The organism is Allobosea sp. GW822-FHT05A11, assembly GCF_058800455.1.
The window spans coordinates 206,785-233,303 of the sequence record NZ_JBXAMI010000007.1 but is presented as its reverse complement, the minus strand read 5'-3'; the positions used below and the strand labels follow the sequence as shown (position 1 = coordinate 233,303).

Annotated in this window: 25 protein-coding genes; 15 read left to right on the top strand and 10 right to left on the bottom strand. The window is 65.7% G+C overall.

The features are described from left to right. Window positions 1-25 precede the first annotated feature (25 nt). From AC1RLU_RS23110 to AC1RLU_RS23100, 3 genes are read left to right on the top strand one after another with little or no spacing between them, the layout of a single operon-like run. Window positions 26-964, top strand: a complete 939-nt coding sequence (locus tag AC1RLU_RS23110; protein WP_492798460.1) for an ABC transporter permease — start codon at window positions 26-28, stop codon at window positions 962-964. A gap of 3 nt (window positions 965-967) precedes the next feature. Next, window positions 968-1,828, top strand: a complete 861-nt coding sequence (locus AC1RLU_RS23105) for an ABC transporter permease (protein ID WP_492798459.1) — start codon at window positions 968-970, stop codon at window positions 1,826-1,828. Between the two features lie 41 nt (window positions 1,829-1,869). Beyond that, window positions 1,870-2,931 (top strand): NAD(P)-binding domain-containing protein, encoded by a 1,062-nt coding sequence (locus AC1RLU_RS23100; RefSeq protein WP_061969007.1) that lies wholly within the window; start codon window positions 1,870-1,872, stop codon window positions 2,929-2,931. A gap of 220 nt (window positions 2,932-3,151) precedes the next feature. On the opposite strand, the gene AC1RLU_RS23095 is transcribed toward AC1RLU_RS23100, so the two are convergent. From AC1RLU_RS23095 to AC1RLU_RS23080, 4 genes are read right to left on the bottom strand one after another with little or no spacing between them, the layout of a single operon-like run. Continuing rightward, window positions 3,152-4,429, bottom strand: a complete 1,278-nt coding sequence (locus AC1RLU_RS23095; protein WP_061969006.1) for a TRAP transporter large permease — start codon at window positions 4,427-4,429, stop codon at window positions 3,152-3,154. 13 nt (window positions 4,430-4,442) lie between these two features. Beyond that, on the bottom strand, window positions 4,443-4,955 hold the full coding sequence (locus AC1RLU_RS23090) for a TRAP transporter small permease (protein ID WP_061969004.1): 513 nt from the start codon (window positions 4,953-4,955) through the stop codon (window positions 4,443-4,445). After that, complete coding sequence (locus AC1RLU_RS23085) at window positions 4,952-5,938, bottom strand: TRAP transporter substrate-binding protein (RefSeq protein ID WP_492798458.1); 987 nt, start codon at window positions 5,936-5,938, stop codon at window positions 4,952-4,954. Before AC1RLU_RS23085 ends, AC1RLU_RS23090 begins: the two co-directional genes overlap by 4 nt. Before the next feature lie 46 nt (window positions 5,939-5,984). Further along, window positions 5,985-7,049, bottom strand: coding sequence for a mandelate racemase/muconate lactonizing enzyme family protein (locus AC1RLU_RS23080; protein ID WP_492798457.1), 1,065 nt, complete (start codon window positions 7,047-7,049; stop codon window positions 5,985-5,987). Window positions 7,050-7,253: 204 nt separating this feature from the next. On the opposite strand from AC1RLU_RS23080, the gene AC1RLU_RS23075 reads away from it, so the two are divergent. Beyond that, window positions 7,254-8,162 carry a LysR family transcriptional regulator gene (locus tag AC1RLU_RS23075; protein ID WP_162766209.1) on the top strand — a complete coding sequence of 303 codons (909 nt, stop codon included), beginning with the start codon at window positions 7,254-7,256 and terminating at the stop codon, window positions 8,160-8,162. A 15-nt stretch (window positions 8,163-8,177) separates the two neighbouring features. Here the strand turns inward: AC1RLU_RS23075 and AC1RLU_RS23070 are convergent, their stop codons facing one another. Further along, on the bottom strand, window positions 8,178-9,107 hold the full coding sequence (locus AC1RLU_RS23070; RefSeq protein ID WP_091858680.1) for a LysR family transcriptional regulator: 930 nt from the start codon (window positions 9,105-9,107) through the stop codon (window positions 8,178-8,180). 109 nt (window positions 9,108-9,216) lie between these two features. Between AC1RLU_RS23070 and AC1RLU_RS23065 the strand changes: the two genes are divergently transcribed. The 4 genes from AC1RLU_RS23065 to AC1RLU_RS23050 are packed head-to-tail and all read left to right on the top strand — an operon-like array spanning window position 9,217 to window position 12,914. Then, window positions 9,217-10,278 carry a TRAP transporter substrate-binding protein gene (locus AC1RLU_RS23065; protein WP_492798456.1) on the top strand — a complete coding sequence of 354 codons (1,062 nt, stop codon included), beginning with the start codon at window positions 9,217-9,219 and terminating at the stop codon, window positions 10,276-10,278. A 27-nt stretch (window positions 10,279-10,305) separates the two neighbouring features. Next, window positions 10,306-10,896: a TRAP transporter small permease subunit gene (locus AC1RLU_RS23060; protein WP_492798455.1), complete on the top strand. Its 591-nt coding sequence runs from the start codon at window positions 10,306-10,308 to the stop codon at window positions 10,894-10,896. A 6-nt stretch (window positions 10,897-10,902) separates the two neighbouring features. Then, the gene (locus AC1RLU_RS23055) at window positions 10,903-12,192 is read left to right on the top strand and encodes a TRAP transporter large permease (protein WP_492798454.1); all 1,290 of its coding nucleotides are present in this window, start codon (window positions 10,903-10,905) and stop codon (window positions 12,190-12,192) included. A 38-nt stretch (window positions 12,193-12,230) separates the two neighbouring features. After that, complete coding sequence (locus AC1RLU_RS23050) at window positions 12,231-12,914, top strand: HD domain-containing protein (protein ID WP_492798453.1); 684 nt, start codon at window positions 12,231-12,233, stop codon at window positions 12,912-12,914. A gap of 46 nt (window positions 12,915-12,960) precedes the next feature. Here the strand turns inward: AC1RLU_RS23050 and AC1RLU_RS23045 are convergent, their stop codons facing one another. Beyond that, a complete protein-coding gene (locus AC1RLU_RS23045; RefSeq protein WP_061969174.1) occupies window positions 12,961-14,568 on the bottom strand; it encodes an FMN-binding glutamate synthase family protein in 1,608 nt (535 codons plus the stop codon). A gap of 325 nt (window positions 14,569-14,893) precedes the next feature. Here AC1RLU_RS23045 and AC1RLU_RS23040 point away from each other — a divergent pair, with 325 nt between their 5' ends. Genes AC1RLU_RS23040 through AC1RLU_RS23010 form a run of 7 tightly spaced genes read left to right on the top strand, consistent with a single transcriptional unit; the run spans window position 14,894 to window position 22,163 of the window. After that, window positions 14,894-16,090 (top strand): mandelate racemase/muconate lactonizing enzyme family protein, encoded by a 1,197-nt coding sequence (locus tag AC1RLU_RS23040; protein ID WP_492798452.1) that lies wholly within the window; start codon window positions 14,894-14,896, stop codon window positions 16,088-16,090. Continuing rightward, window positions 16,071-16,817, top strand: a complete 747-nt coding sequence (locus tag AC1RLU_RS23035) for a GntR family transcriptional regulator (protein ID WP_492798451.1) — start codon at window positions 16,071-16,073, stop codon at window positions 16,815-16,817. Before AC1RLU_RS23040 ends, AC1RLU_RS23035 begins: the two co-directional genes overlap by 20 nt. Before the next feature lie 26 nt (window positions 16,818-16,843). Next, the gene (locus AC1RLU_RS23030) at window positions 16,844-18,160 is read left to right on the top strand and encodes an ABC transporter substrate-binding protein (protein ID WP_113585154.1); all 1,317 of its coding nucleotides are present in this window, start codon (window positions 16,844-16,846) and stop codon (window positions 18,158-18,160) included. A gap of 53 nt (window positions 18,161-18,213) precedes the next feature. Continuing rightward, entirely contained in the window at window positions 18,214-19,077 is an 864-nt protein-coding gene (locus AC1RLU_RS23025; protein ID WP_061968984.1) for a carbohydrate ABC transporter permease, read from the top strand. Then, a complete protein-coding gene (locus AC1RLU_RS23020) occupies window positions 19,077-19,985 on the top strand; it encodes a carbohydrate ABC transporter permease (protein ID WP_492798450.1) in 909 nt (302 codons plus the stop codon). Before AC1RLU_RS23025 ends, AC1RLU_RS23020 begins: the two co-directional genes overlap by 1 nt. A 2-nt stretch (window positions 19,986-19,987) precedes the next feature. Beyond that, on the top strand, window positions 19,988-20,419 hold the full coding sequence (locus AC1RLU_RS23015) for a GlcG/HbpS family heme-binding protein (RefSeq protein WP_492798449.1): 432 nt from the start codon (window positions 19,988-19,990) through the stop codon (window positions 20,417-20,419). Window positions 20,420-20,450: 31 nt separating this feature from the next. Next, window positions 20,451-22,163: a GMC family oxidoreductase gene (locus AC1RLU_RS23010; RefSeq protein ID WP_492798448.1), complete on the top strand. Its 1,713-nt coding sequence runs from the start codon at window positions 20,451-20,453 to the stop codon at window positions 22,161-22,163. A gap of 44 nt (window positions 22,164-22,207) precedes the next feature. Here AC1RLU_RS23010 and AC1RLU_RS23005 read toward each other — a convergent pair whose 3' ends face one another. The 4 genes from AC1RLU_RS23005 to AC1RLU_RS22990 all read right to left on the bottom strand — a co-directional run bounded on the left by AC1RLU_RS23005 (window position 22,208) and on the right by AC1RLU_RS22990 (window position 26,507). After that, window positions 22,208-23,131 (bottom strand): serine hydrolase, encoded by a 924-nt coding sequence (locus AC1RLU_RS23005; protein WP_492798447.1) that lies wholly within the window; start codon window positions 23,129-23,131, stop codon window positions 22,208-22,210. A 35-nt stretch (window positions 23,132-23,166) separates the two neighbouring features. Further along, window positions 23,167-23,979, bottom strand: a complete 813-nt coding sequence (locus AC1RLU_RS23000) for an ABC transporter permease (RefSeq protein ID WP_492798446.1) — start codon at window positions 23,977-23,979, stop codon at window positions 23,167-23,169. Between the two features lie 4 nt (window positions 23,980-23,983). Continuing rightward, the gene (locus tag AC1RLU_RS22995; protein WP_142114589.1) at window positions 23,984-24,919 is read right to left on the bottom strand and encodes an ABC transporter permease; all 936 of its coding nucleotides are present in this window, start codon (window positions 24,917-24,919) and stop codon (window positions 23,984-23,986) included. Window positions 24,920-24,980: 61 nt separating this feature from the next. Then, on the bottom strand, window positions 24,981-26,507 hold the full coding sequence (locus AC1RLU_RS22990; RefSeq protein WP_492798445.1) for an ABC transporter substrate-binding protein: 1,527 nt from the start codon (window positions 26,505-26,507) through the stop codon (window positions 24,981-24,983). Window positions 26,508-26,519: the final 12 nt, after the last annotated feature.

Genomic DNA, 26,519 nt, shown 5'->3' with positions numbered 1-26,519 from the left:
CGCAACCGCGACTGCTAAAAACGTCATGCAATACGCACTCAAACGAATATTGCTCGGACTACCGACGCTGCTCGCCATGTTCACGGCGATCTTCGTGATCATCCGCGTCGTGCCGGGCGATGCAGCTGCCGTGATCCTCGGCGACCAGGCCAGCACCGCGGCCCTCGACGCGCTGCGCCTCGAGCTCGGGCTGGACCGGCCGCTGCCCCAGCAATATCTCGGTTTCCTCGGCGGGTTGCTGCAAGGCGATCTCGGCACCTCGCTTGTGACGAAGCGGCCGGTGCTGGAGGAAGCGTTGCGCGTCCTGCCGAACACGCTGGAGCTCGCCGCCGCCTCGATCTTCGTCGGCCTCGCGCTCGGCCTGCCCTTCGGCATCTATGCCGCCATCCACCGCAATGCCTGGCCGGACTATGTCGGCCGGCTGTTCTCACTGGTCGGCTTGTCCCTGCCGGCCTTCGTCTCCGGCATCTTGCTGCTCCTGGCCTTCGCCATCCAACTGCGCTGGTTCCCCGTGATCGGGACGAGCCAGAACGCTGGCCCCTGGGATCGCTTCCTCGGCGTCGCCCTGCCGGCGCTCAATCTCGGCATCATCATGAGCGCCTATGTGGCGCGGGTGACGCGCTCCTCGATGCTGGCGACCCTGGGCGAGGACTATGTCCGCACTGCTCGCGCCAAGGGCATCGGGCCGACGACGCTGGCGCTGCGCCATGTCCTGAGGAACTCGCTCCTGCCGATCATCACGGTGGTCGGGCTCTATTTCGGCACGCTGATCGGCAATGCGGTGCTGACCGAGATCGTCTTCAACCGCCCCGGGCTGGGACGGCTGATCCTCAGCGCGCTGAACACCCGCGACTACACCCTGCTGCAGGGGCTGATGATCATCTTCGCCTCCTTCGTGGTGCTCGCGAACGTGTTGACCGACCTGGCCTATGCCGCGGTCGATCCGCGGATCAGGAACGCCTGAGCCATGAGCGCAACCTTCTCCGCCCTGCGCGACACGGCGCGGTTCATCTCTCGCGGCGGTGTCTTTGCCTGGTTCGGCCTCGTCCTGCTCGCGGCGATCGTGCTGATGGCGGTGTTCGCGCCGCTGATCGCGCCCTATGACCCTCTGGCGCAGGACATCGTCAACCGGCTGATGCCGCCCTCGAGCGAGTTCTGGCTCGGCACCGATTCCTATGGCCGGGACGTGCTGTCGCGGATCATCTATGGCGCGCGGGTCTCACTCTTTGTCGGGCTGGTCTCGATCCTGATCGCGATGACGCTGGGCACGGCGCTCGGCGTGATCTCGGGCTATATCGGCGGGCGCTTCGATGCCTTCGTGATGGCGTTGGTCGACCTGATGCTGTCCTTCCCGAGTCTGCTGCTCGGCATGCTGGTCGCCGCCGTGCTGGGAGCGAGCCTCGAAAACCTGATCATCGCGATCGCGATCACCGAGATCGCGCCCTTCGTGCGGCTGGCGCGGGCGCCGACGCTGGTGCTGAAGGAGCAGGAATTCGTCCAGGCGGCGCGCTCGATGGGCTGCACCCACCAGCGCATCATGCGCATCCACATTCTGCCCAACCTGATCGCCGACATCCTGGTGATGGGCTCGCTGTGGATGGCGACAGCGATCCGCACCGAAGCCTCGCTGAGCTTCATCGGGCTGGGCGTCAAGCCGCCGACGGCGACCTGGGGCGGCATGATTCGCGAGGGCTTCGAGAACATCCTCGAGGCCTGGTGGCTGGCGGTGTTCCCGAGCGTCTTCGTCTTCCTGACCGTGCTGGCGCTCAATCTTCTCGGCGACGGCCTGCGCGACGCCACCGACCCGAAACTGCGGCAGCGCGACTGACCCTGCAAGCAGCGCATGAACGACCACCCCGGAGCCTTGTCATGAGTGAAGCCAATTTCATCTATCTCAGCCAGGAGGACGCGGTGCGCTGCGGCGCCGGCGATGTCGCCGCCACGGTCGCCGACACCGAGCGGACCACGCTGCTGGCCTATCGGGGCAAGGCGATCGAGGCGCCGACCGCGACGCTGTTCTGGGGTGTTCCGGCCGAGAAGCTGAAGAACTTCGTCGGCTATCCCAGCAAGAAGCGCGCGAATATCCACGCCGGCTATCTCGACGACGACGGCGTGATGAAGGTCGCGCTGAAGAACATCCCGAGCAACCCGGACAACCCGATCAACGGCAAGGGGCCGCGTGCTTCGGGCCTGGTCACGATCCTCGACCCGGAGACCGGCTATCCCCTCGCGCTGATGGACGCGATGGTGATCAGCTGCATGCGCACAGGCGCGCTCGGCGCCATCGGCGTCAAGCATCTGCGCCGGCCGGGCGCGCGCAGCGTCGGCCTGATCGGCGTCGGCCCGATCAACCAAGCCGCGATTCAGTGCACAGCCGAGGTGATGCCGGAGCTCGAGGTCGCCCATGTCTACGACCTCAACACCGAGCGCGCCAAGGCCTTCGCCGCCGAGTTCTCGCGCAAGCTGAACATCGATGTCCGCGTGGCCGATTCGGCGCGCGATGCGGTCGCCGACGCCGATGTCGTCATTCCCGCGACCAACGTCCAGACGATCGACGACGCCTACATCACGCCGGACTGGATGAAGAAGGGCAGCCTGCTGGTCGATCTCTCGATCTGGGACGCGACCTTCGAGACGCTCGCCCGCGCCGACGGCTATGTCATGAACTCGGCGATCAGCATGGAGCGCAAGACGATGACCCCGAGCGTCATGGTCGATCGCGGCCTGGCGAAGGAGGAAGAGATCATCGATCTCGGTAAGGTCATCGCCGGCGAGACCGGCGGGCGCCGCGACGACGACGATGTGATCGTCTACTTCGCCCGCGGTATGGCGATTTACGACGTGATGTGCGGCTACCGCGTCTATGAGAACGCGCTCAAGAACGGCGTCGGCGAGAAGCTGAGCCTGTGGCAGGATGCATTCTGGAGCTGAGCGCCCAGCCTAAAAAGGCGGTCGGGACAGGAACATTGCCGGTCTTGTCTCGACCGCACTTTCTGCCCAAGCCTTTTGCATTCAAAGCGCAACGAGCGGCCGCGATGCGGTCGCGTCGCTTCCAGCTGCGGCCGGATCTCGGAAACGATCTCGCCGCTGTCGCTCCCAAGATCGGACGCCTCCCGTGCGCGCGATAGCCGCTCGCGCGCGGCAAAAAAGATCAGCGGTAGACAAAATCCCGCAAGGCGAGCGAGATCCAGGGCATGTAGGTGATCAGCATCAGGCAGGCGAAGACGACGCCGATGAAGGGCAGGAGCGATTTCGTCATCCGGTCCAGCGAAATCCGGGCAACCGCGCAGGCCGCGAACAGGTTGACGCCGAAGGGCGGCGTGATCATGCCGAGCGCCAGATTGACCACCATGACCATGCCGAAATGCACGGGGTCGATGCCGAAGCGCAGCGCGACCGGCGCCAGGATCGGTGCCAGCACGATGATCGCCGCCGAAGTCTCGATGAACATGCCGATCACGAACAGGAAGAGATTGACCGCGAGCAGGAAGGACCAGCCGCTGTCGAAGGTCGCGATGATATAGGCGCCGATCTGGGCAGGCACGCCGGCGCGTGTCAGCAGGAAGCTGAACAGGCCCGCCATCGCGATGATCAGCATGATCACCGATGAAGAGACCACCGATTTGCGCAGGATCGCGATAACCGTCGCGAAATCGAGCTCGCGATAGATGAAGCAGCTCACGATCAGCGCATAGAACACCGCGACGATCGAGGCTTCGGTTGGGGTGAAGACGCCGCCATAGATGCCGCCGAGGATGATCACCGGCATCATCAGGGCAAGGCCGGCAGCCCGTGTTGCCGCCAGCACCTGCATGCGCCCTTCGTGATCGTTGCGGCCATAGCCGCGGATGCGGCACCAGAGCCAGACCGAGAGCATCAGCGCGCAGGCGATCAGGATGCCGGGGCCGAAGCCGGCCACGAAAAGTTCGCCAATCGAGACCTCGGCTGCAACGCCGTAGAGGATCATCGGAATCGAAGGCGGGATGATGACCCCGAGCTCGGCCGCACTGGCCTGGAGCGAAGCCGCAAAGGAGATCGGATAGCCGTGCTTGACCATCGCCGGGATCAGGATCGCACCGATGGCGAAGGTCGTGGCCACGCTCGATCCGGACACCGCGGCGAAGATCATGCAGGTCAGGATGCAGGTGCAGGCGAGGCCGCCCTGCACGCCGCCGACCAGGCTCTTGGCGAAATCGACCAACCGCCGCGAAATGCCGCCCTCGCCCATGAGATTGCCGGCGAGGATGAAGAACGGCACCGCTGCCAGCGGAAACTTGTCGAGCGAGGCGAACGCCTGTTGTGCCACCAGCACCAGCGGCAGCGGGGTGTAGAGGCCGAGTCCCGCGACCGCTGCGAGGCCGACGGCCACGGCCACCGGCACCGAGAGCAGGAACAGCACGCACATCGTGACGAGCATCGTTGCAGTCATGGCAGATCGTCTTTCAGACCGCGGTTTCGAGCTCTTCGCGGCGTGGATCGAAGAAATGCGCGATCACGGCGAGCATCGAGACCAGCGCTCCGGTCGGGATCGCGGCATAGGCGTAGCTGATCGGAATCTCGAGCCCGGCCAGGTTCTGGAAGCGGACCCGCCAGACCAGATCGGCGCCGAACCAGAACAGGATCGCCAGCAGCGCGAAGGTCGCGATTGCGATCGCCGCTTCGAGAAGCCGGCGATTTCGTCCTTTGACGAGGCGATAAAGCAAATCCACCGAAACGAGCGATCCGGCCCGCACCGCCGATGCCAGGCCGAGATAGGCCATCCAGATCAGCAAGGCGCGGATCAGCGGCTCGGACCAGGTCGCGGGTTCCTGGAGGATGAAGCGGGTCAGGACCTGGAAGAGCCCGACGCAGGCCGCCAGCGCCATCGCCAGGCAGCCGGCCGCGAGGCCGGCGCCGGTGACGATGCGCTCCGCGCCCAACAGCAGCGCGACCGCCCTGGACTGCCGCGCGCTCACTTCTGGTCCTTGATGCGCGCGATCGTCGCCTCGCCGAAGCGCTTGCCCAGCTCGGCGAAGGCAGGCTTGAGCAGGTCCTGGAACTTGGCGGTATCGACCTTCTCGACCACCTGCAGGCCGAGCTTACGCAACTCGTCGATGCCGGTCTTCTCGACCTTGCCGACCTCGTCCTTGCAGATCGCCATGGCGCGGCGACCGGCCTCGACGAAGAGCTTCTGATCCTCCGGCGACAGCGCCTCGAAGGCACGGGGCGCCATGACGAAGCCGACCGGCGTGAAGGCGTGGTTGGTGATCGTCAGGTATTTCTGCACCTGCCCGAACTTGTTGTTCAGGATCGCGCCGATCGGGTTTTCCTGGCCGTCGACCACGCCCTGCTGCAGGGCCGTGAAGACTTCCGGCAGTGCCATCGGCGTCGGCAGCGCCCCCAGCGCGCGCCAGACCTGGAGATGGATCTGGTTCTCCTGGGTGCGGATCTTCAGCCCCTTGACGTCGTCGGGGCCGTTGACCGGCCGGCGGCTATTGGTGAGCTGACGGAAGCCGATGCCTCCGAAAGCCAGGCCCTGAAGGCCCTTGGCCTTGAACTTGGCCAGGATCTCCTGGCCGATCGGGCCGTCGAGAACCGCCTGGGCGTGGTCGAAGTTACGGAACAGGAAGGGGATGTCGAAGACCTGGACCTCGGGCACGAAATTCGCGATCACCGAGGTCGAGGGCACGGTGAGATCGACGGTGCCGAGCTGAAGTCCTTCCAGCACCTCGCGGTCGCCGCCGAGCGCGCCGCCGGGATGCAGGCGAATTTCGATGCGGCCGTTGGTCTTGGCTTTGATCTCTTCGGCAAAGGCCGTCATGGCGACGCCTTCGGGCGCCGTGACCCGGCCGACGAAGGCCAGATTGAGCACCTTCGGCTGCTGAGCCGACGCGGATGTCAGCCCGGCAAGGCAGGCCGCGCCGACGAGCGCGGAACGCAGGATGGATGTCAATCGCATGGTCGTCTCCCTTTGGGTTCGCTCTCGGTTGAATCCGACGAGCCGATTATTCAATCGTCCAATGGTTCGTGATGAACGGCGCAAGCCGCTCGGGCGTCAGGTCAAGACCCAGGCCCGGGGCGTCCGGAACCGCAACCGCCCCGTCGGCGTCCAGCGGATGGCTGGCGAAGGCGGTGCGCAGCGGGTTTTCGGAAGGGTCGTATTCGAACAGCGGCCAGCGCAGGCGGCCGCGCCGCTCGGGCAGGCAGGCCGCAAAATGCAGCGAGGCCTGGAAATTCACGAGGGAGCCCCAGACATGGGGCACCAGGGCGACTTCGAACGCCTCGCACAGCGCCGAGATCCGCATCCCCTCGGAGAGCCCGCCGCACAGCCCGAGATCGGGCTGGATGAAGTCGAACACGCCGGCGGTGAGATAATCCCGGAAGGCGCGCAGGCCGAAGAGCGCCTCGCCGCCCGCCAGAGGCATCGGCGCCTTGGCGGCGAAGCGGCGATAACCCGGCAGGTCGTCATGGGCGATCGGCTCCTCGAGCCAGACCGGATCGACCTCCGCGAGCCGCCGGGCGATCGCGAGCGCACCCTCGACGGTGAAGCCCTCGTTGAGATCGACCATCAGCGGCATGGCGTCGCCGATCTGGGCGCGGACCTTATGGGCGGTTGCGCCGTCCCGAGCCGGGTCGCTGCCCATCCTGAGCTTGATCGCCCGGAAGCCGGCGTCGAGATAGCCGGCGATATCGGCCTCGAAGTCGCGATAGGGATCGCGGCCCGGCTTCATGAAGGGGCCGCTGACATAGGCCGGGATCCGGTCCCGCAGCTTGCCGCCGAGCAGGGCATGGACCGGCAGCCCGGCGATCTGCCCGGCGAGGTCCCACAAGGCGACGTCGAGCCCGCCGAGCGCCATCGTCGAGATGCCACGTCGGTCATAGCCGAGCCCGGCAGCCATCGCCTGCCAGCCGGCGCGCGGCGTCGTCGCGTCGCGCCCGAGCAGGGCAGGGGCGAAATGCTCGCGGACAAGCGCGGCAGCCGCGCCGGGATAGGCCCAGGTCTCGCCCCAGCCGACCGCGCCCGTATCGCTGGTGACCCGCAGGAGCAGGGCGCCGCGGCGATCGAACATCTGCCGCGAATTGCCGACGGTCTCGCTCAGCTTCGCAGTGAGCTCGAATCCGTCGATGCGACGTATCTTGGGAGGCGCGGACAGCATGAACGGCAGGCAGGTTGCGACAGGGACTCAACCGTTAATCAGCTTTGCCATCGCCAATCCAATTGGTTTATCTGCAGGGGTATCAATCAGGAATCTCAATATGAGAATGCGCCAGGCATGAGATTCACCATTGCGCAACTCGAGGCCTTCTTCTGGACCGTTCGCCTCGGCTCGCTGAGCAAGGCTGCGGGCCATCTCCACATGTCGCAGCCCACCATCTCGCTGCGCCTGCGCGACCTCGAGCAGGCGCTCGATGTCCGGCTGTTCCAGCGCAAGGGCCGGGGACTTGCGCCGACAGCGGACGGCCTCGCCCTGCTCCCGCGCGCTGCCGCCCTGCTGGAGGAAGCCGACCGGATCATGCTGCAGACCGACCCTGCGGTCGTGACCGGCAGTATCCGCGTCGGCTTTGCCGAAGGCTTCGCGATGACCTGCCTGCCGACCCTGCTGGAAACGGTGCGGGCGGATTATCCGCTGCTGAAGGCGGAATACGTCGTCTCGATCAGCTACGAGCTGGAACGCGAACTCAATGACCGCAGGCTGGACCTCGCAGTCCTGGTCAACCCGATCGGGCGTCCCGGCATGAGGCTGGTTCCGCTTGGCGTGCAGGACACGGCCTGGGTTGCCTCGGTCAAATGGGGGCTCGGTCCGGAAGTCCGTCCCGCTGACCTCTGCCCCTTGCCGATCGTCAGCAATCAGCCGAGATCGGCCATGTTTCGACAGATCAAGGACTGGTTCGCGACTGCCGGCCTCGAACCGCTTCGCCATGATCTTTGCAACAGCGTCGCCGTGATCGGCCATCTCGTCTCGTCGGGCGTGGCCCTCGGCGTATTGCCGGTCCGGATGATGGAGGCCGACGTCAAGGCCGGTCTCGTCACGGTGCTGCGCCCGGTTCCGGACCTCAATCATGGCAGGGTCTATGCGAGCTATCCGGAAGGTGGCCTGACCGCTCCGGTCAGCGCCATGCTGAAATCGATCCAGAAGGCCCTCGACGCGATCGACTATCTGAAGGTGGACGGCCCGCGCTGACGGGCTGGGCCGATATCAGCCCTCGCACTCGCGCCCCCTCCGCGCTGGCGGCAGCAGGAACGGCATCGTCCCCAGAACCCGTCGCGCCGCTGCGATCACCGCCTCGATCTCGGCGGTCGCTCCTCCGATGCGATGGCCGGCGCAAAGCGCGGCATGCGCGAAGTCCGGCACGGCCCGCAATTTCACGATTTGCCCGTCGGCAAGAGCGGGCTCCATCAACTTTACCGGCAGGAAGGCGGCGGCCACGCCCTCCTGAACCAGATGGGCGATGACCATCTGGCCCGTGCAAAAGTCCAGCCGGCGCGGTTTGACGTCTGCTGCGCTGAACCACTCGGTGATCTGGCGATGCATGGCGGATGGCGGGGGGTTGGTCAGGATCTGACAGTCCTGCAGATCGGCAGGCCGCACGATCGGGCCGAGGCCGAGGCTCTTGGCGGCGACCCATGCCGCCTCCTGGCGCCCGAGCTCGACCAGCCTGATCGCAACGCCGTCGCTGGGGTGGACCAGAAAGGCGACGTCGAGCCTGTGCTCGCGGAGTTCGTCCTCGAGCTGGGAGCTCGTGGCCACCGAGAGCTCCAGCCGCAGCCGCGGATAGAGCGCTCCAAGGTCCTTGAGGATCAGTGTCAGGCAGGCGACCGCGAAGGTTTCCGGCATGCCGACCTTCACCGTGCCGTGAAGCGCCCCGGTCGACCCTGCACGCTCGCGCATGCGGCCGAGCTCCTCGATGATCGAGATGGCGTGCCCGAACAGCAGCTCGCCGTCCGGACTCAGGCGCAGCGTCGAGCCGGCGCGATCGAAAACCTTGACGCCCAGCTCGTCCTGCAGGGATTTCAGCCGAAGCGACACGGTTGGCTGCGCGAGGAAAAGATGCTTCGCGGCCGCCTGCACGGAGCCGAGACGCGCTGTCCAGACAAAGGCCTCTAATTCCGCGATCGTCGGGCGCATTGAAAATTCCAATGTTGTCGCACGAGATAATCCAATTGGATTTGCGATTGCAATGCGGCTTACGCTGCCCGCCAGAAGTCGAATAATCGACCTTTCAAGGGAGAGAATGATGCAGCGACCGGTTCGTGTATTGGCGTTTCTGGCAGCTTTTGGAATGTCGGCGCTCGGCGCCCAGGCTCAGGATTTCCCGAAGATCAATCTCAAGGTCTCCGGCGGAAACCAGACGCAGAACCTGTTCCAGAAGGTCTACAAGCCGTTCTTCACCGAGATGCTCGCGGCAAAGACGAACGGCGCGATCACCACGACGTTCGGATCGCTCGAGGAACTCGGCCTGCGCGGCCCCGAGGTGCTGCGCCTGTTGCGGCAGGGCGTCTTCGATATCTCCGAGGCGACGATGTCCTACATGGCGGGCGAGGATTCCCGCTTCGACGGCCTCGATCTGCCCGGCGTGACCGTCGATATCGTCACGCAGCGCAAGGCTGCCGATGCCTTCCGCCCCGCGCTCGCCAAGGCGCTCGAGGCGAAATACCACACCAAGCTGCTCAGCATGAGCCCGGTGGCGGCTCAGATGTTCTACTGCAAGGGCGAGATCACGGGGCTGGATTCGCTGCGCGGCAAGGCGGTGCGGACCTTCAACCGGGCAATGTCGCAGATGGTCGAGGGCGCCGGCGGCTCTTCGGTGAACGTTCCCTTCGCCGAAGTCATCCCGGCGATGCAGCGCGGCGTCGCGCAATGCGCGGTGACAGGCACGTCAGCTGGCAATACCGCACGCTGGTGGGAGGTGAGTGACCATCTCTATGCGCTGCCCATGGGCTGGTCGATGACGTTTTTCGGCGCCAATTTGAGCAGCTGGGCGAAGCTCGACCCGAAGACCCGCACCTTTCTCGAACAGCAGTTCGCCGAACTGGAGGATCGCATGTGGGTGCAGGCCGGCAACGACATCCAGGACGGCGTGAACTGCAACACCGGTCTCGGCCCCTGCAAGGACGGCATCGAAGCCAGTCCCAAGATGAAATTCGTCACCGTCTCCGAGCCGGACAAGGCGGCCGCGCAGAAGATCCTGCGCGAGCGGATCCTGCCGGATTGGGCCAAGCGCTGCGGCACCGAATGCGTCACCGAGTGGAACGCGACGGTCGGCAAGGTCGCGGGCATCGAGGCCAAGGCGCAGTAACCCGCGGGCTTTTCGGGGCAGATTGCCATGAACGCATTTCACGCGATCGTCGCGGCCATCTCGCTCTGGATGGCCCGCATCGGCGGCCTGATGCTAGTCGGATCCTCCGTGGTGATCACCATGGAGATCCTGGCGCGCAAGGTGATCCATATCCCGTTCAGCGTTGGCACGGAGCTGTCGAGCTATGCGCTCGCCATCTCGGCGAGCTGGGCCTTCAGTTACGCCTTGTTGAACCGCGCCCATGTCCGGATCGACGTCATCAGGAACTGGACGCCGCCGGTCATCAGGTTCGCCCTCGATGTCCTCGCGCTCGGTGCGCTCGGCGCCGTCGCACTCATCATGGCCTGGTTCGCCTGGGACACGGTCGATACCTCGTGGACCCTCGGTGCACGCGAGAACACCTCGCTGGGGACATTGCTGGTCATCCCGCAAGGGCTCTGGTTCGTCGGGCTGGTCTGGTTCGCCTTCGTCTGCGTGGAGCAGCTCGCTCTCGTCGCGCTCGCCCTCATGCGAGGTGACCGCGCAGCCGCTGCCGCAATGGTCACGACACCCGATGTCGCCGATGAAATCGAAGAGGCGCTCGACGCCGTCGATGCCCAACCCGTGATCCAGAGATAAGCGGCCATGGTCCAGACCTCGCTCGGCCTCCTCATCCTCCTGCTCGGCCTCAGCATCCCCGTCGGCGCGGCGCTTCTGCTTCTGGCATTGTCGCTGGGGGCGGCGTTCTCGCCGATGCCGATCTATCTCGCCATGGGCGAGGTCATCTGGTCGGCCTCGACCAATGCCATCCTCGTCAGCGTGCCGCTCTTCGTGCTGCTCGGAGAGATCCTGCTGCGCTCGGGCATGGCGGATCGACTCTATCGCTCGATGAGCCATTGGCTCGCCTGGCTCCCGGGCGGGCTGATGCACGCGAATATCGGTGCCTCGATGGTGTTTGCGGCGACTTCGGGCTCGAGCGTGGCAACGGCCGCGACCATCGGAACCGTCGCGACGCCGGTGATCAAGACCTATGGTTATGGCGAGAGACTCTTCCTCGGCACCATTGCCGCCGGTGGCACGCTCGGCATCCTGATACCGCCATCGATCAACCTGATCATCTATGGCTGGCTGACGCAGACCTCCGTGCCGCAGCTCTATCTCGCCGGCTTCGTGCCCGGGATCGTGCTCGGGCTGATCTTCATGGCGACGATCCTGATCTGCTGCCTCGTCCGGCCGGAATGGCGCGGCCGCGCGATCGAGACCTCCTGGAAGGAACGTCTCGAGAGCCTGGGCGGGCTTGTTCCTCCCGGGTTCATCTTCGTGATCGTGATCGGCAGCATCTATGCGGGCTTCGCGACCCCGACGGAATCGGCTGCACTGGGCGTCGTCGTGGCGATCGCGCTGGCGGCGATCAACCGGAAGCTGTCCGTCAGGATGATCCTCGAAGCGCTGGATGGCACGATGCGGACATCCGCCATGATCATGCTGATCGTGGCCTCGGCTTTCTTTTTGAACTTCGTGCTGTCGGCGATCGGCCTCGTTGCCGCGCTGAACGGCTTCATCACCGGCCTCGGGCTGGGGCCGATGGGCACGCTGGTCGCGATCATCATCTTCTATCTCGTTCTCGGCTGCTTCATGGAGCCGCTGCCGATGATGATCGTGACGATCCCGATCATCGTCCCCGTCGTGGTGCAAGCCGGCTTCGACCCGGTCTGGTTCGGCATCATGGTCGTCCTGCTGTGCGAGACCGCGATGATCACGCCGCCGGTCGGGGTCAATCTCTACGTCGTGCAGGGGGTACGAGGGCGCGGCGTCATCAGCGACGTCATTCTCGGCGTTCTGCCCTTCATCGGAAGCCTGCTCCTGATGATCGTCCTGATCATCGTTGCCCCCGACATCGTCATGTGGCTGCCACGCCTGATCGGCGCGCAGTGACCCTCGTCCAACGACTGATCTTCAATTCGGAGAATGCTGTGAGCTACCCGCGAACCGTGACAATGCGTGGCAAGTCGATCGAGATCACCGACGCCAAACGTGCCGCCCGCGTCGCCGAGATGCCGGAGATCGAATGGATCAAGGATCGCGACCTGCGCGACAAAGTCATCGATGCCTGGGTCGCAGCGCTCGAAGCCCATGGCTTCACGCAGATCGGCGACATGAAGCCATCGGGCAATTACGACTCGAACCCGCTCCTGACCGGCACGCAATGTGATCATATGCGCTCGGTTTGCCGCCTTGCGGTCAAGACGGCCGAGGAGATGGCGGGCCTGTTCCCCAATTTCCGCTACGATCGCGATATCCTGATCGCGGGCGCGCTCTGCCACGACATCGGCAAGGTCTGGGAATTCCAGCCCGACAACGTCAAGCGCTGGAAGGCCGACTCATATGCCGTCGGCTTTCCGTCGGTGCGCCATCCCGGCTACGGGGTGTTCATCTGCTTCGCCATGGACCTGCCCGAGGCCGTCGCTCATATCGCCGCGGCGCATTCTGCCGAGGGGGAACTCCTCGAGCGCAGCCTCGAGAATACGATCGTTCATTGGGCCGATGTGACATTCTGGAAGACCGTGGAGGCCGGGCGCCAGTTCGCGGCCACGGACACCTGGCTCGACGGCATGACCGGAGGCGTCAGCGGGCAGCCAAAATCTGCCAAGGCTTGATCGCACAAGGACCCCGCCGCTTCGGCAAGGCGGGGTTTCCGCCAATTCACGCGAGCCTGTCGAAGCTGTCGGCGCGGGCGGCGTCCCAGTTGCGGCGATAGAATGCGTGCTCGCACTCTCCGGAGGTGAGCTCGCCGGGCTCCAGAAAGACATGGAGATCGGAGAACAGGCGAATTTCGGTCGCGCTGACGCGGCGGACGAGGTGGTGAGGACCCAGATCGGACGGGTGGGTGAGGCCGGCTGCGGCCAGCATGTCCGCCAGAGCCTTGAGGGTGTTCGCGTGGAACAGGTGGACGCGCTGTGCCTTGTCCGGAACGACAAGCGCCCGCTGACGAACCGCATCCTGGGTCGCGACGCCCGTCGGGCAGCGATTGGTATTGCAGGACAGCGCCTGGACGCAGCCCAAGGCAAACATGAAACCGCGCGCCGCATTCGTCCAGTCCGCGCCGATCGCCAGCGCGCTGGCGATGTCGAAGGCGCTGACGATGCGCCCTGCGACGCCGATTTTCACCCTGTCGCGCAGCCCCGCTCCGACGAGGACGTTGTGAACGAACAGCAGGCCTTCGCGCATCGGCAGGCCGATATGGTCGCTGAACTCCACCGGTGCGGCGCCGGTGCCTCCCTCGGCGCCGTCGACGACGATGAAGTCCGGCACGACGCCGCTTGCCAGCATCGCCTTGACGATGCCCATGAACTCCCATGGATGGCCAAGGCAAAGCTTGAAGCCGACTGGCTTTCCGCCTGAAAGCGCGCGCAACTGCGCTATGAAGCCCATCATTTCGAGCGGTGTCGAGAATGCGCTGTGGTTCGACGGCGAGATGCAGTCGAGCCCAACCGGAACGCCTCTTGTCTCGGCAATCTCGGGGGAAACCTTCGGCGCCGGCAGAATGCCGCCATGGCCGGGCTTGGCTCCCTGGCTCAGCTTGATCTCGATCATCTTCACCTGGGCGTCGGCCGCCTGGCGGGCGAAGCGGTCGGGATCGAAATTCCCCTGCTCGTCGCGGCAGCCGAAATAGCCGCTGGCAACCTCCCAGACGATGTCGCCGCCCCCGGCGCGGTGATAGGGGCTGATGCTGCCTTCGCCGGTGTCGTGGCTGAAATTCCCCAGACGCGCCCCGGTGTTCAGCGCGCGGATCGCGTTGGCGGAGAGCGAGCCGAAGCTCATGGCGGAGATGTTGAAGACCGAGGCCGAATAGGGCTGTCGGCATTGGTCGTTGCCGATGGTGATGCGGAAGCTGTCGGGATCCGCCACCGGCGCTGGGCGCGTCGAGTGCCCGATGAATTCGTAACCCTCTCGATAGACGTCGAGCATGGTTCCGAAGGGGTGGTCGCCGGCGATGCCCTTGGCCCGGCGATAGACCAGCGAGCGTTGCGATCGGGAGAACGGGGCGGCTTCCTCGTCAGCCTCGAAAAGATACTGGCGCAACTCGGGACGGACCAGTTCCGCGAACCAGCGGATATGGCCGATCACCGGATAGTTGCGGCGGATCGCGTGCCCGGTCTGGACAAGGTCCCATAACCCGACGAGCGCCAGAAGAGCCGCGAGCATCCCCGGGACCCATAGCCAGTGATACCGGAAGGCCAGGGGAAGCGTCGAGAGCGCAACCAGAAGGCATAATGTGAGCGTCGTGAACCGACTCAATCGCAATGTCATATCCGAACCCGTCCGAACAGCAGCGGACCGTTGTAGCCTCGGCGGATCGCCATGACGAGTTTGCTGAACCGAACGGCGGGACCTGAAAGGCTTGGGGGCCACAGCCCATGCCGATCCCCGTCGCAGGAGGGCAAACTTGCACCCCCCAAACACAGCTTCGGAGGGGCCGGCTCCCTCGGCCCGCTGCTGTTCGGGGCGATGCTCGCGATGAGCATCGCAAATCGTCAGATCGGCGGCCTTTTCGGATAAACCGCTAGGCCGCACATGCCGCTTGACTCCTCTCCAAAAAAATAAATTATAATTTATAATATTGGAGGAGCCGGTGTTGAAGATTTCTCGACTCAGAGCCATTCAGCTCGAAGCGCGGTTCGCGGATGTGTTCGGCGGGATCGACAAGGTGCCGGCGGAATTGCTGGCCCCGGCCGCCCATTTTCGGCGCATCCCACGCACCGGACAGGTTGCGACGCTCGTCGTCGTGGAAAGCGATGACGGGGCGATCGGTTATGGCGAGGCTTTCGGTCTGCCCCATGCCGGTGCTGCCACTGCGATCATCAACGGTGTCATCGCTCCAGCGCTGATCGGGGCGACGATCGCCGATCCCAGGGAGATGCTTGGCGATCTGGAGCGCTATTTCACGGCGATGGGCAGCACGCGCGGCCCGGCCATCGAGGCCCTGAGCGGCGTTGACATCGCCTTGTGGGATCTGAAGGCGCGGGCCGCCGGGCTGCCTCTGGCGACGTTGCTCGGTGGTTCGCCGGGGCCGGTCGCGACCTATGTCAGTCCGGTCGGATTCCAGGACCACCCCGACAAATCGGCGCGCGCGGCGCGTGCCTATCTCGATCAGGGCTATACCGCCATCAAGCTCAAGGTTGGCCGCGGCCTTGCGACCGACATCGAGCACATCGCCGCCGTGCGCGGCGAGATCGGGCCGGGCGCGGCGCTCTATCTCGATGCCAATTGTGCCTATGACGTCGCGACGGCGATCACGGTCGCGAAGGCGCTGGCCCCTTATGATATCGGCTGGTTCGAGGAGCCCGTGCCGCCCGATGATCCGCAGGCGCTGGCGCAGGTTCGCAAGGCCTCGCCCGTGCCGATCGCGGCCGGTGAGAATGATTTCACGCTGGACGCTCATGCGAGGCTCGTCGCCGCCGATGCGGTCGATTTCCTGCAGCCCAACATCTCGCGCGCCGGTGGCGTGTCCGGGCTGATGGCGATCGGCGCGCTCTGCGCGCGCTCCGGCATCCGCATGGCGCCCCATGGTGTCGGCACCTGCGTCGCCGTTTCGGCAGCCGTGCATACCTGCCGGGCCGCGCCTGCCGTCCATGCCTATGAGGCGAACCGCCTGCTGAATCCGCTGCGTGACAACATGGCGGTGCGCCCGCTCATCACCGAAGGCGGCCAGCTCGTTGCCCAGGATGCCCCCGGTCACGGCGGCGAGCCGGATCTCGGGCGCTTGTCCCGCTATGCCGTGAACGGCCTGGGGGAGAAAGAGGAGCGGGCCCATGTCCATCTTGGTGCGTAGCCCCGGCGACCTCGGCGACCTCGTCGGCAAGCCCGGCGAGACGCTCGCCGAGACCTTGCGGCGCACGCTGCTCGACATGATCGTGTTCGGCTATTTCGAGCGGGGTGCGCGACTTTACCCTGAGAAGCTCGCCGAACATTTCAACGTCAGTCTGACGCCGGTGCGCGAGGCCCTGATGCGGCTCGCGGCGGAAGGCTTCATCGAGGTCATCCAGCGGCGCGGCTATCACATCCGCGATCCCGACGCCAAGCAGGTCCTGGACCTCTGGCAGGTGCGGCTGGCGATCGAGCTGATGGCCGGCGAGCTGATGATCGAGCGGCTCAGGGACGGCACGCTCGACGGCACGGCGATCGACCGGATCGAGGAGGTCCAGCGGCGTCTCGAAGTCGATCCGCAAGCCATTTCGCACAAGGATCGGCACGAGCAGAACGCGAGCTTCCACCATCAGATCGTGGAGCTGAGCGGCAATGCGCTGCTGCTCTCGACCTATCGCGGCATCCAGATGCAGGTGCTCAACGCCTGGATCCAGCGCGGCATCGAATCCTGGCGCGGGCGGCACGCCTCGGAGGCCGTGGAGCACCGGGCGATCCTCGCGGCGCTGCGCGACCGCGATCCGAATGACTACGCCAAGGCGGTGCGCGCCCATCTCGGCCGCTCGCTCAAGGATGCGCTGGCCGATCTCAAGGCCCGCAATCTGATCGAAGAACTCGCACAGAGCCGAACCTAATCGGCCATATTTTCGGGGAGGAACCCATGATGAAGAGACGTCAGCTTTTGAACACGCTCGCGGCTTTCGGCTGCGTGCTGGCGAGCGCATTGATTCCGCAGGCCCCGGCCTCGGCGCAGACGAAGACGATCCGCATGTGGACGTTCCTGAGCGCGACCGGGACGTCGCCGCGCGAGGTCGCTCTGGCGCAGATCATCAAGAACTACGAGGCTGCGAACCCCGGCACGAAGATCGTCGTCGAGACGCAGGTCTGGGATCAGATGACGCCGAAGTTCCTGGCCGCCCATCGCGCCGGCAATGCGCCCGACATCAGCTGGGTCGTCACCGATTTCCTCGGCGACGCGATCGGCTCGGGTTCGCTGGCGGACCTCAACGAGCTGTTCATCGGGAAATGGCCGGCCGAGCAGGTCAAGGACCATGCCAGCGCCTATTGGGACCTGACCAAGAAGGGCGACAAGCAATACGCGATGTTCGCCTCGCCGAACTACATCTCGATCGTCTACCGGGCGGACCTGCTGAAGGCCGCCGGCATCGACCCGGCCTCGATCAAGACCTGGGACGATCTCCGCATCGCCGCGGAAAAGCTGACGGTGAAGAATGCCGCCGGCCAGGTGACGCGCTATGGCTTCGCCCAGGGCTTCAGCGAGCAGCAGGCCGACCCGCACATGATGATTCCCTATCTCCTGGGCGAGGGGGAGCAGCTGTTCAAGGCCGACGGCAAGGCGAATTTCGCGAGTCCCGCAGGCGTCGCCGCCATGACCTTCGCGACAGATCTGATCAAGAAATACAACGTCTCGCCGGCTCAATCGGCGACCTGGACGGTGGATGATCTGTTCGAGCAGTTCTCCTCCGACCGCGTCGCGATGATCCAGGGTCCGAGCGTGCGCGTCTCGACGCTCCAGGCCAAGCTCGGCAAGGAGAATGTCGGCCTGATGCTCTGGCCCGGGAATGGCAAGACCGCTCATTCTCCCGCCGTCATGGCCGGCTGGGCCGTCGGCGTCTGGTCCAAGGGCACGCAGAAGGCGGAGGCTGGCAAGTTCGTCGACTACATGCTCGGGGCGGAAGCCGAGAAGATCTGGGTTACTGTCGGCGGGCAATCGCCCCTGATGGCATCGACGGCCAAGGCCGTAGCCTCCTTCGTCGACCAGCCCGGCAACGGCTATATCCGCGTCGCTGCCGAGGGCGCGAGCAAATATGGCTGGCTGACCCCGATCGAGTTCAATGTCGGCGGCTACCGTCAGGCGCTGAACAAGGCGACGCAGCGCATCATCGTGGAAGGCGTTCCCGTCAAGGCGGCCCTCGAAGAGGCGGAAACCCGCTTCAACCGCCAGAACAATCGCTGACGTCACCCGGGCGGAGCCCAAAAGGCTCCGCCTTCGACCGGGGATCGCTCTTGATGACGATGTATTCGCGCCTCACCGGCGTCAACTACGTGCTGCCTGCGATGGCGCTGCTGATGCTGGTACTGTTCTCGCCGGTCCTCTACGGCTTCTGGTTCAGCCTGTTTCGCATCCAGTATGGCGCGCCGACGGACTTCGCCGGGTTGGAGAACTACGCGCGACTGCTCGACGACCCCGTCCTTGCAGCCACGCTCGAGCGCAGCGCGGTGTTCACCTGCGCCGCCGTCGCGCTGACCTTGGTCATTGCGCTTGCTCTGGCGGTCTGGATCAACCGGCTCGGCCAGCGGCTCGGCTTCGTCGTCCAGATGATCGTCATCCTGCCTTGGATCATCTCGACGGTGGTCGCCACCCTGCTGTTTCGCTGGGTGTTCGTCAGCGATATCGGGCTGGCGGGGTCGCTGGTCCGGATGGCGGGCATCGCCGACATGCAGCTTCTCAACAGTCCCGGCAGCGCCATGGCCCTGCTGATCGGCGTCTCCGTCTGGAAGCGGCTCGGCTATGCCGTCATCATCCTGCTCGCGGGGCTCAAGGGCATTCCCGAGGACTATGAGGAAGCCGCCAAGATCGACGGCGCCAACCGCTGGCAGATCTTCTGGCTGATCGTCCTGCCATTGCTGAAGACGCCGCTGCTGCTGGTGACGATCGTGTTGACCCTGTCCAATCTCAACACCGTCGAGACGCCGCTCGTCCTGACCGGCGGCGGCCCGGGCGACGCGACGCGCATCCTGCCGATCGAGGTGTTCGAGCGCGCCTTCGTCAATTTCGACCTCGGCTCAGCCACTGCGCTCGCGCTGGCGATGTTTGCCGGCAATATTATTCTCGTCCTCGCCTATGTCCGCCTCGCGAAGTGGAAGGCGTGATGAGCACCGCGTCTTCCGCCTCGCATCCCAGGCCGGTCGCCGTGCAGCAGGCAGCCGTGCCGTGCCGGTCCCGCATTGTCCTGCCCGGCATGCTGGGCCTGGTGATCGCCGGCCTGTTCACGGTGCTGGCCGGCCTCAACCTGCTGCCGCTGTTCTGGGGCGTGCTGACCTCGCTGAAGTCGCAACCGGACCTGTTCAGGACGCCTCCGGTCCTGCTCGACTTCATCCCGACGGCCGAGAACTACCAGCGCGTCGTCGACAGCGGCTTTCTCGGCAACATGCGGGTCAGCGTGTTCTACAGCGTGCTGACCGTGGCGAGCGTGCTGGCGCTGGCCCTGCCGGCCGCCTATGCCTTCGACCGTTTCGACTTCCCGTTGCGCCGGGCGCTGTTCATGCTCGTGGTTGCGAGCATTCCGCTGTCGCTGGGCGCAGCCGCGCTGCTGATTCCGAACTACCTCTATTTCACGCGCCTCGGCCTGACCAATTCCTGGTTCACGCTGCCGCTGATCTACACCGCCTATCAACTCCCGATGGCGATCTGGATCGTCAAGGGTTCGCTCGAGAGCATCCCGCGCGAGCTCGACGAGGCCGCGATCATCGACGGCGCCACGCATTTCCAGATTCTGACGCGCGTGATGCTGCCCTTGACGCGACCGGCACTGGGGGCGGCTGGTGTGCTGACCTTCGTTGCCTGCTGGAACGAGTTCGTCGCAGGCTCGGTGATGGTCGACACCCCGGCGCTGCGGCCGATTCAGCCCGCGATCTACAATTTCATCGGCTATTTCGGGCGCGAATGGGGGCCGCTGACGGCGTCCGCGACGCTGGCCATCCTTCCCATCCTCATCGCATTCGCCCTGCTCAGCCGCCTGATCGTGTCCGGCCTGACCAAGGGCTCGGTCAAGGGCTAGACATGCACAGCGTTCTGAACATCGGCTGCGACGAAGCCGATATCGTCATTGCCGCCGCGGCGGGAGAAGCGGCGCGGATGGGCGTGCCGCAGAACATTGCGATCGTCGATGCCGCCGGCCACCTCGTCGCGTTCCGGCGCATGGACGGCGCCAAGTTTACCTCGATCGAGATCGCGCTGGCGAAGGCCTTCAGCGCGTCGGGCGCGCAGGTCGAGACCAGGGCGATCGCCGCGCGCACCCTGCCGGGCGAGCCGGGTTTCGGTCTCCAGAACCTGCATGGCGGGCGCTTCACCACGCTGGCGGGCGGTATACCGCTGCGCATCGGGACACAGGTGGTCGGCGCGATCGGCGTGAGCTCGGGCTCGACGGTCCAGGACCAGCAGGTCGCCGAAGCCGGAGCCGCTGCCTTCGAGGCGCTCGGGCTCTCCGCCTGATCCGCGCATGTCTTCTGTCTACGCAAGCATCGTGAGCCAAATCATGTGGGATGTCATCATCGTGGGCGGCGGTTCGGCCGGCTGCGTCCTGGCCAATCGCCTGTCAGCCGATCCCGCGCGAAAGGTCCTGCTGATCGAGGCCGGGCGCGACCTCAAGCCCGGTGAGGAAGGCTCTGCGATCCTGGACACCTATCCCGGCAAGGCGGCCTTCGACCCGCAGAACCATTGGCCGGACCTGATGGTCCAGACGCAGCCGCATCTGCACAATGCCGCGAACCGGCCGCCGCCCAAGCGCTACGAGCAGCCGATGCTGATCGGCGGCGGCTCCAGCATCAACGGCCAGATCGCCAATCGCGGCACCCCGGACGACTATGACGAATGGGGACAGGCCGGCGCCGCGGGCTGGGACTGGAACGCCGTGCTGCCCTATTTCATCAAGGCCGAAACGGACCTCGACTATGCGGGGCCGCTTCACGGCAAGAACGGGCCTATCCCCGTGCACCGCATCCCGCGCGAGCGCTGGCCGGCCTTTTCCATCGCGGCCGAGGCTGCCATGGAAGCGCAGGGTTTTGCCGACCTCAAGGACCAGAACGGCGCGTTCGGCGACGGTCATTTCGCGATCACGCTGTCCAATAACGGCCAGCATCGCGTCTCGACTGCTATGGCCTATCTCGATGCCGCGACCCGGCGCCGACCGAACCTGACGATCATGACCGATACCCAGGTCCTCTCGCTGGCGATGGAGGGCAGGCAGATCGTCGGCGTCGATATCGCCCGGGGGCGCGGGCAGGAGCGTCTTGCGGCGCGGGAGGTCGTGGTCTCGTCGGGCGCCATGCATTCGCCGGCTCTCCTGATGCGCTCCGGCATCGGCCCGGCGGCACATCTGCGCTCGCTCGGCGTCGAGGTCTATGCGGATCTGCGTGGCGTCGGCGCCAATCTGCAGGAGCACCCCGGCATCTCGCTCTCGGGCTATATCAAGCCGGCCGCGCGGCTGGGCAATTCGACGCGCCGGCACATCCATGTGGGCATGCGCTACAGCTCCGGCGTCGAGGAATGCGGGCCCTCGGACATGTTCCTGATGGTCGCAGCGAAATCCGCCTGGCATCCGCTGGGCCCCCGGATCGGCACGATCATCTCCTGGATCAACAAGGCGCATTCGCGCGGCGCGGTGCGGCTGGTCTCATCGGATCCGCGCCAGGAGGCGACGGCCGACTTCAACTATCTCTCCGACTATCGCGACCTCCAGCGCATGGGCGCAGCCGTGCACCTGATGGCCAGGCTCTTCGCCACCCGCCCGCTGGCGGACATCGTCGAGATGCCGGGTGCTTCAAGCTATAGCGGCTTTGCCAAGTCGCTCGGCCGGCAGACGCTGCGCAACTACCTGATCACAGCGCCGATCGCGCTCGCCATCGATGCCCTGCCGCCGCTGCGAAAGCTGTTCTTCCAGCGCGCCGTCTCCAGCGGCATCAGCCTGCAATCGCTGCTCAACGAGCCGGATATCCTGGAGGCCTACGTCAAGGCCCATGCCTTCGGCCAATGGCACTGCTGCGGCACCTGTCGGATGGGCGCAGCCGATGATCCCGATGCGGTCGTCGATGGGGCGACCGGGCGCGTCCATGGCGTGGGCGGCCTCAGCGTCGTCGACGCATCGATCATGCCGACCGCGCCGCGCGCGAACCTCAACCTCCCGGTGATCATGATCGCGGAGCGGATGGCGGATCTGATAAGGGCGCGGTCGAGCTAGGCCGCGAGCGCGCGGGAGCACGCACCACGCAGCCTGGTGCGGCGTCAGGCTTGCGATAATTCGGTTGCCACCAGTGCCCCGATCGCCGGCAGGAAGCTCTCGTCCTCGGCGATGGCCTCGCCCTGGGTGAAGACGGTGAGCCGGAATTCCTGCCCGGCAGGCAGGATCGCGCGCAGCGTGTCATGCCGGCGGAACGAGGCGCGGTCGTCGCCAAGCCAGCGCGTGCGGCCGGCCTTGGACCAGATCTGTGTGCCGGGCGGCAGCGCATCGCCGAGATAGCCGAGGAGCTGATAGACGCCGCGACCCCGCTCGGGATGATCGGCATCGCGCGCGAGATGGTCGCGGATGACGGCGAGGCGCGCCGGCGGCAGCAGGGCGGAGTCGCTGAAGATCTCGTGCATCAATCGCGCCATCGCGATCGGCGTCAGGCAATTGTGCCCGGCGGCGGAGCGGTCGAGCGCGATCTTTTCCCGGCCGTAGCGCAGGTCGTCCATCAGCTTCTGGTTGAGATTGATGCCGGCGAGTTCCGGCCAGCCCAGCCCGGCGAAGATCCGGTTGATCTCCTCGCGGCGCTGGCACCAGGCATCCATCTCGGCATTATTCAGCAGCGTATCGCCGGTCGTGCCGGTCAGCAGGTCGATGATGTAGTTCGTCGCGGAGTTCGACGACCACAGGATCATGTCCCGCATGGCGCGGTCGAGCTCGCCATGGGCGGAGAGCTGCCCGTCCTCCAGCCGCAATTGCGCGGCGACGAGGTGGAACACCTTCACCAGCGAGCAGGGATAGGCGCGCCAGTCCGGCCGGAGAGCGGCGCCCTCGGGCTTCCCGCCGAGTTCCGGCGCCGGCCGGGTCAGGACATAGGCGAACTGCGTGAAGGGGACGCTGCGCGCCGCGTAGACCGGGGCGGCATGGGCCTCGATCAGGGCGCCGATCCGCTTGAGGTCGGAACTGTCGGTGAAGAAGCTCATGGTCGTCTCGCGAAGCAGGTCATCGGGGAGATGGGTCAGCCCTTGGGGCGCAAGGCCGTGTCGAGTCCCTCGCCGATCAGGGCGAAGGTCACGCCGGTGTAGATGATGGCGAGGCCGGGAGCGGTCGCGATCCACCAAGCGTCGAACATGAACTGGCGTCCGTCGGCGATCATCAGCCCCCATTCCGGGGTCGGCGGCTGGATGCCGAGGCCGAGGAAGGAGAGCGAGGTCACGGCGAGGATCGTCAGCACGACATCGGCCATGGCGTAGACGATCGACGGCGTCACGGCGTTGGGCAGGATATGCGCGGCGATGATGCGGGTATCGGTCGAGCCGAAGCTGCGCGCCGCCTGCACATATTCGAGCTCGCGCAGCACCAGCACCTCACCGCGCGTGATGCGGGCGAACGAGATCCAGTTCACCAGCAGGAAGGCGAGATAGAGATTGGCCTCGCCCGGCCCGAGCACGCCGACGATGGCGATCACCAGCACATGGAAGGGGAAGGCCCAGAAGATGTCGGTGATGCGCATGATCACGGTGTCGACCCGTCCGCCGACGAAGCCCGCCAGCGCGCCGATCGCGATGCCCAGCAGCGCCGGGGCCATGACGCAGATGAGCGCGACCCGCAGATCGACCAACCCGCCGGCCATCACCCGCGAGGCAACGTCGCGGCCGAGATCGTCGGTGCCGAACCAGTGTGTGGCGGAGGGCGGCTGCAGCGTATTGCCGTAATCGACCAGGAAGGGATCGTGCGGCGTCCAGACCTGGCCCAGCCCGACGAGCAGGGCGAGCAGCAGGAGCATGATGAGGCCGACGAGGAGCGTCGGATCGAGGCGGCGCTTGCTCATCGCTTCAATCCAGCCTGATGCGCGGATCGGCCAGCGCATAGGCGATGTCCGTCGCGAGGTTGATCAGGACCACCAGCACGGCGAAGACGATCGTCAGCCCCTGGATCATCGGGTAGTCGCGGGCGAAGATCGACTCGACGAAGAGCGAGCCGAGGCCGGGCAACGCGAAGACGGTCTCGATCACCACCGTCCCGCCGATCACCCAGCTGGTATGGGCGCCGAGCACCGAGATCGAGCTGATCAGCGCGTTCGGCAGCACATGAACGCGCATGGTGCGCCCGGTTGCGTTGCCCTTGGCGCGAGCGGTGGTGACATAGTCCGAGCCGAGCACATTGAGGATACCGCTGCGCAGGCTGCGGATCGTCAGGGAAGCCGTCGCCAGCGCGATCACGAAGGCCGGCAGCGTCAGGTGATGCAGGCGCGAGAACAGGCCGGTGCCATAGCCCGAGGTCGGGAACAGCGGCACCCAGATGGCGAGGATGACGACCAGCACGAGCCCGAGCCAGAAGGACGGGATCGCGAGCAGCACCGTGAAGACGAGTTTGACCAGCACGTCCGGCGCCCGATCGCGCTTCACGGCCGACCACAGCGCCAGCGGGATCGTCAGCACGACCGCGATCACGGTCGAGTAGGCGACGAGCCAGAGCGTCGCGGGCAGGCGCTCCAGCACCAGCGAGATCACCGGCTGGCCGTAGACGACCGACCGGCCGAGGCTGCCGGAGAGGATGTCGTGGAGGAAGAGCAGATATTGCCGCCACAGCGGCAGGTCGAGCCCGAGCCGCTGCTTCATCGCAGCGATCTCGTCCGCCCCGCCGCGGGCGCCGAGCAGCAGCGTCGCCGGGTCGCCCGGCAACGCCCTGAGCAGGAAGAAGCAGGCCAGCGTGATGCCGAACAGCACCGGGATGAGCTGGACGAGCCGCTTGAGGATATAGGTCAGCATGGCAGCGGGCCTGGGGGCAGGGCGGCCGGAGGCCGCCCCGTCCTCACTTTATGCCCCGTCCTCACTTCATCTTGACGTCTTCGAGGCGGAAATTGCCGGTCGGCAATACCTCGAACCCGCTGACATTGCTGCGATAGGCGTAAGGCGTGCCGGGATAGAAGAGGAAGATCGACGGCGCCCCGTCATGCGAGAGCTTGACCATCTCCCTGAACATCGCGCCGCGCTCCGGCCCGTCCTTGGTGGCGCGCTCCTTCGCGTAGAGCTCGTTGACGCGCTCGTTCTTCCACTCGGTGTGGTAGGCGTTGGCGCGCTCCGGGTTGACGATCAGGAAGCCGGCCATCTGGTCGGGGTCGATCGTGTCGCTGGAGGCGTATGAGACGGCCATCTCGTAGTCGCCGGCCTTGGTGGTCGACCAATGCGTGCCGCCTTCGACGAGGCGGATCTCGGCGGTGACGCCGATCTGCGCGAGCGCGCTCTGCAGCGCCTGGCCGAGCTGGCGATGCAGCGGCCGGCCGGAATGCACCAGCAGCGAGGTCTTGAAGCCGTCGCCATAGCCGGCTTCCTTGAGCAGCGCCTTGGCCTTGGCGACCTCATGCGCATAGGGCTTCAGGTCGGGATCGGCATAGGCCATCAGCGGCATCGGCGAGTTCGCGACCTTGCCGGCGCCGTAGAGCAGCGCCTTGACCAGCCCTTCCTTGTCGATGGCGTAGTTCAGCGCCTGGCGGACGCGGACATCGTCGAAGGGCTTTTTCTTGGTGTTCAGCAGCACGAAATCGGTGCGCAGCACGTTGGCGACGGCGGTCTTGATCGTGCCGGCGCGGCCGAGGCTCTGCATCTGGTTGAGCGGGATCTCGAGGGCGGCGTCGATCTCGCCGGCCTGCAGCTTCAGCACGCGGCTGTTGCCCTCGGGCAGGACCATGATCTCGGCGCCGTCCAGGCTCGGCTTGCCGGCCTGCCAGTAATGCGCGTTCTTCTTGAGCGAGAGCGCCTGGCCCTTGTTCCAGGCCGCGACGGTGAAGGGGCCGGAGCCGATCGGCTTCTCGAAGAACTTGTCGGGAGCGGCCTCGAACGCCTTCTGCGGCAGGATCGCCGAGGAGAACAGGGCGAGGTTGTTGAGCAGCGGGGTGAACACGGTCTTGAGCTTGAGCACGACCGTGCGCTCGTCGGGCGTCTCGATGGCGTCGATGCCGGAGAAGAAGCGCTTCCAGCTCGACGCGTCGCTGCCGGCGCGCTTGAGCGAGAAGGCGACGTCGGCGGCGGTGACGGGCGTGCCGTCCGAGAACTTCGCCTGCCTGAGCTTGAAGCTGTAGGTCAGGCCGTCATCGCTGACCGTCCAGCTTTCGGCGAGGCCGGGCTCCAGCTTGCTGGCATCCGTGCTCGGGCGCAGCAAGGTGTCGTAGATCAGGAGCTGCGCATAGATCGACGGGTTGTCGCTGGTCGCGATCGGGTCGAGCGAGACGAGGTCCTGCGTCTGCGCCAGCTTGAGAACGCCCTGCGCGAAGGCGCTGGAGGGCGCGATGGTCAGAGACGGGCCGAGGATGGAAAGCGCGAGCGCGGCAGCCGATGCCATGGAGCGAAACGTGGTCATGGAGATCCCCTG

What these genes read in the sequence shown, in the direction of transcription:
- AC1RLU_RS23095 (WP_061969006.1), bottom strand. Translation starts at nt 4,429, where the DNA reads ATGACTGCAACGATGCTCGTCACGATGTGCGTGCTGTTCCTGCTCTCG.
- AC1RLU_RS23100 (WP_061969007.1), top strand. Translation starts at nt 1,870, where the DNA reads ATGAGTGAAGCCAATTTCATCTATCTCAGCCAGGAGGACGCGGTGCGC.
- AC1RLU_RS23110 (WP_492798460.1), top strand. Translation starts at nt 26, where the DNA reads ATGCAATACGCACTCAAACGAATATTGCTCGGACTACCGACGCTGCTC.
- AC1RLU_RS23070 (WP_091858680.1), bottom strand. Translation starts at nt 9,107, where the DNA reads ATGCGCCCGACGATCGCGGAATTAGAGGCCTTTGTCTGGACAGCGCGT.
- AC1RLU_RS23020 (WP_492798450.1), top strand. Translation starts at nt 19,077, where the DNA reads ATGAGCACCGCGTCTTCCGCCTCGCATCCCAGGCCGGTCGCCGTGCAG.
- AC1RLU_RS23080 (WP_492798457.1), bottom strand. Translation starts at nt 7,049, where the DNA reads ATGTTCGATCGCCGCGGCGCCCTGCTCCTGCGGGTCACCAGCGATACG.
- AC1RLU_RS23025 (WP_061968984.1), top strand. Translation starts at nt 18,214, where the DNA reads ATGACGATGTATTCGCGCCTCACCGGCGTCAACTACGTGCTGCCTGCG.
- AC1RLU_RS23075 (WP_162766209.1), top strand. Translation starts at nt 7,254, where the DNA reads ATGAGATTCACCATTGCGCAACTCGAGGCCTTCTTCTGGACCGTTCGC.
- AC1RLU_RS23045 (WP_061969174.1), bottom strand. Translation starts at nt 14,568, where the DNA reads ATGACATTGCGATTGAGTCGGTTCACGACGCTCACATTATGCCTTCTG.
- AC1RLU_RS23065 (WP_492798456.1), top strand. Translation starts at nt 9,217, where the DNA reads ATGCAGCGACCGGTTCGTGTATTGGCGTTTCTGGCAGCTTTTGGAATG.
- AC1RLU_RS23105 (WP_492798459.1), top strand. Translation starts at nt 968, where the DNA reads ATGAGCGCAACCTTCTCCGCCCTGCGCGACACGGCGCGGTTCATCTCT.
- AC1RLU_RS23005 (WP_492798447.1), bottom strand. Translation starts at nt 23,131, where the DNA reads ATGAGCTTCTTCACCGACAGTTCCGACCTCAAGCGGATCGGCGCCCTG.
- AC1RLU_RS23060 (WP_492798455.1), top strand. Translation starts at nt 10,306, where the DNA reads ATGAACGCATTTCACGCGATCGTCGCGGCCATCTCGCTCTGGATGGCC.
- AC1RLU_RS23085 (WP_492798458.1), bottom strand. Translation starts at nt 5,938, where the DNA reads ATGCGATTGACATCCATCCTGCGTTCCGCGCTCGTCGGCGCGGCCTGC.
- AC1RLU_RS23035 (WP_492798451.1), top strand. Translation starts at nt 16,071, where the DNA reads ATGTCCATCTTGGTGCGTAGCCCCGGCGACCTCGGCGACCTCGTCGGC.
- AC1RLU_RS23030 (WP_113585154.1), top strand. Translation starts at nt 16,844, where the DNA reads ATGATGAAGAGACGTCAGCTTTTGAACACGCTCGCGGCTTTCGGCTGC.
- AC1RLU_RS23015 (WP_492798449.1), top strand. Translation starts at nt 19,988, where the DNA reads ATGCACAGCGTTCTGAACATCGGCTGCGACGAAGCCGATATCGTCATT.
- AC1RLU_RS23000 (WP_492798446.1), bottom strand. Translation starts at nt 23,979, where the DNA reads ATGAGCAAGCGCCGCCTCGATCCGACGCTCCTCGTCGGCCTCATCATG.
- AC1RLU_RS22995 (WP_142114589.1), bottom strand. Translation starts at nt 24,919, where the DNA reads ATGCTGACCTATATCCTCAAGCGGCTCGTCCAGCTCATCCCGGTGCTG.
- AC1RLU_RS22990 (WP_492798445.1), bottom strand. Translation starts at nt 26,507, where the DNA reads ATGACCACGTTTCGCTCCATGGCATCGGCTGCCGCGCTCGCGCTTTCC.
- AC1RLU_RS23055 (WP_492798454.1), top strand. Translation starts at nt 10,903, where the DNA reads ATGGTCCAGACCTCGCTCGGCCTCCTCATCCTCCTGCTCGGCCTCAGC.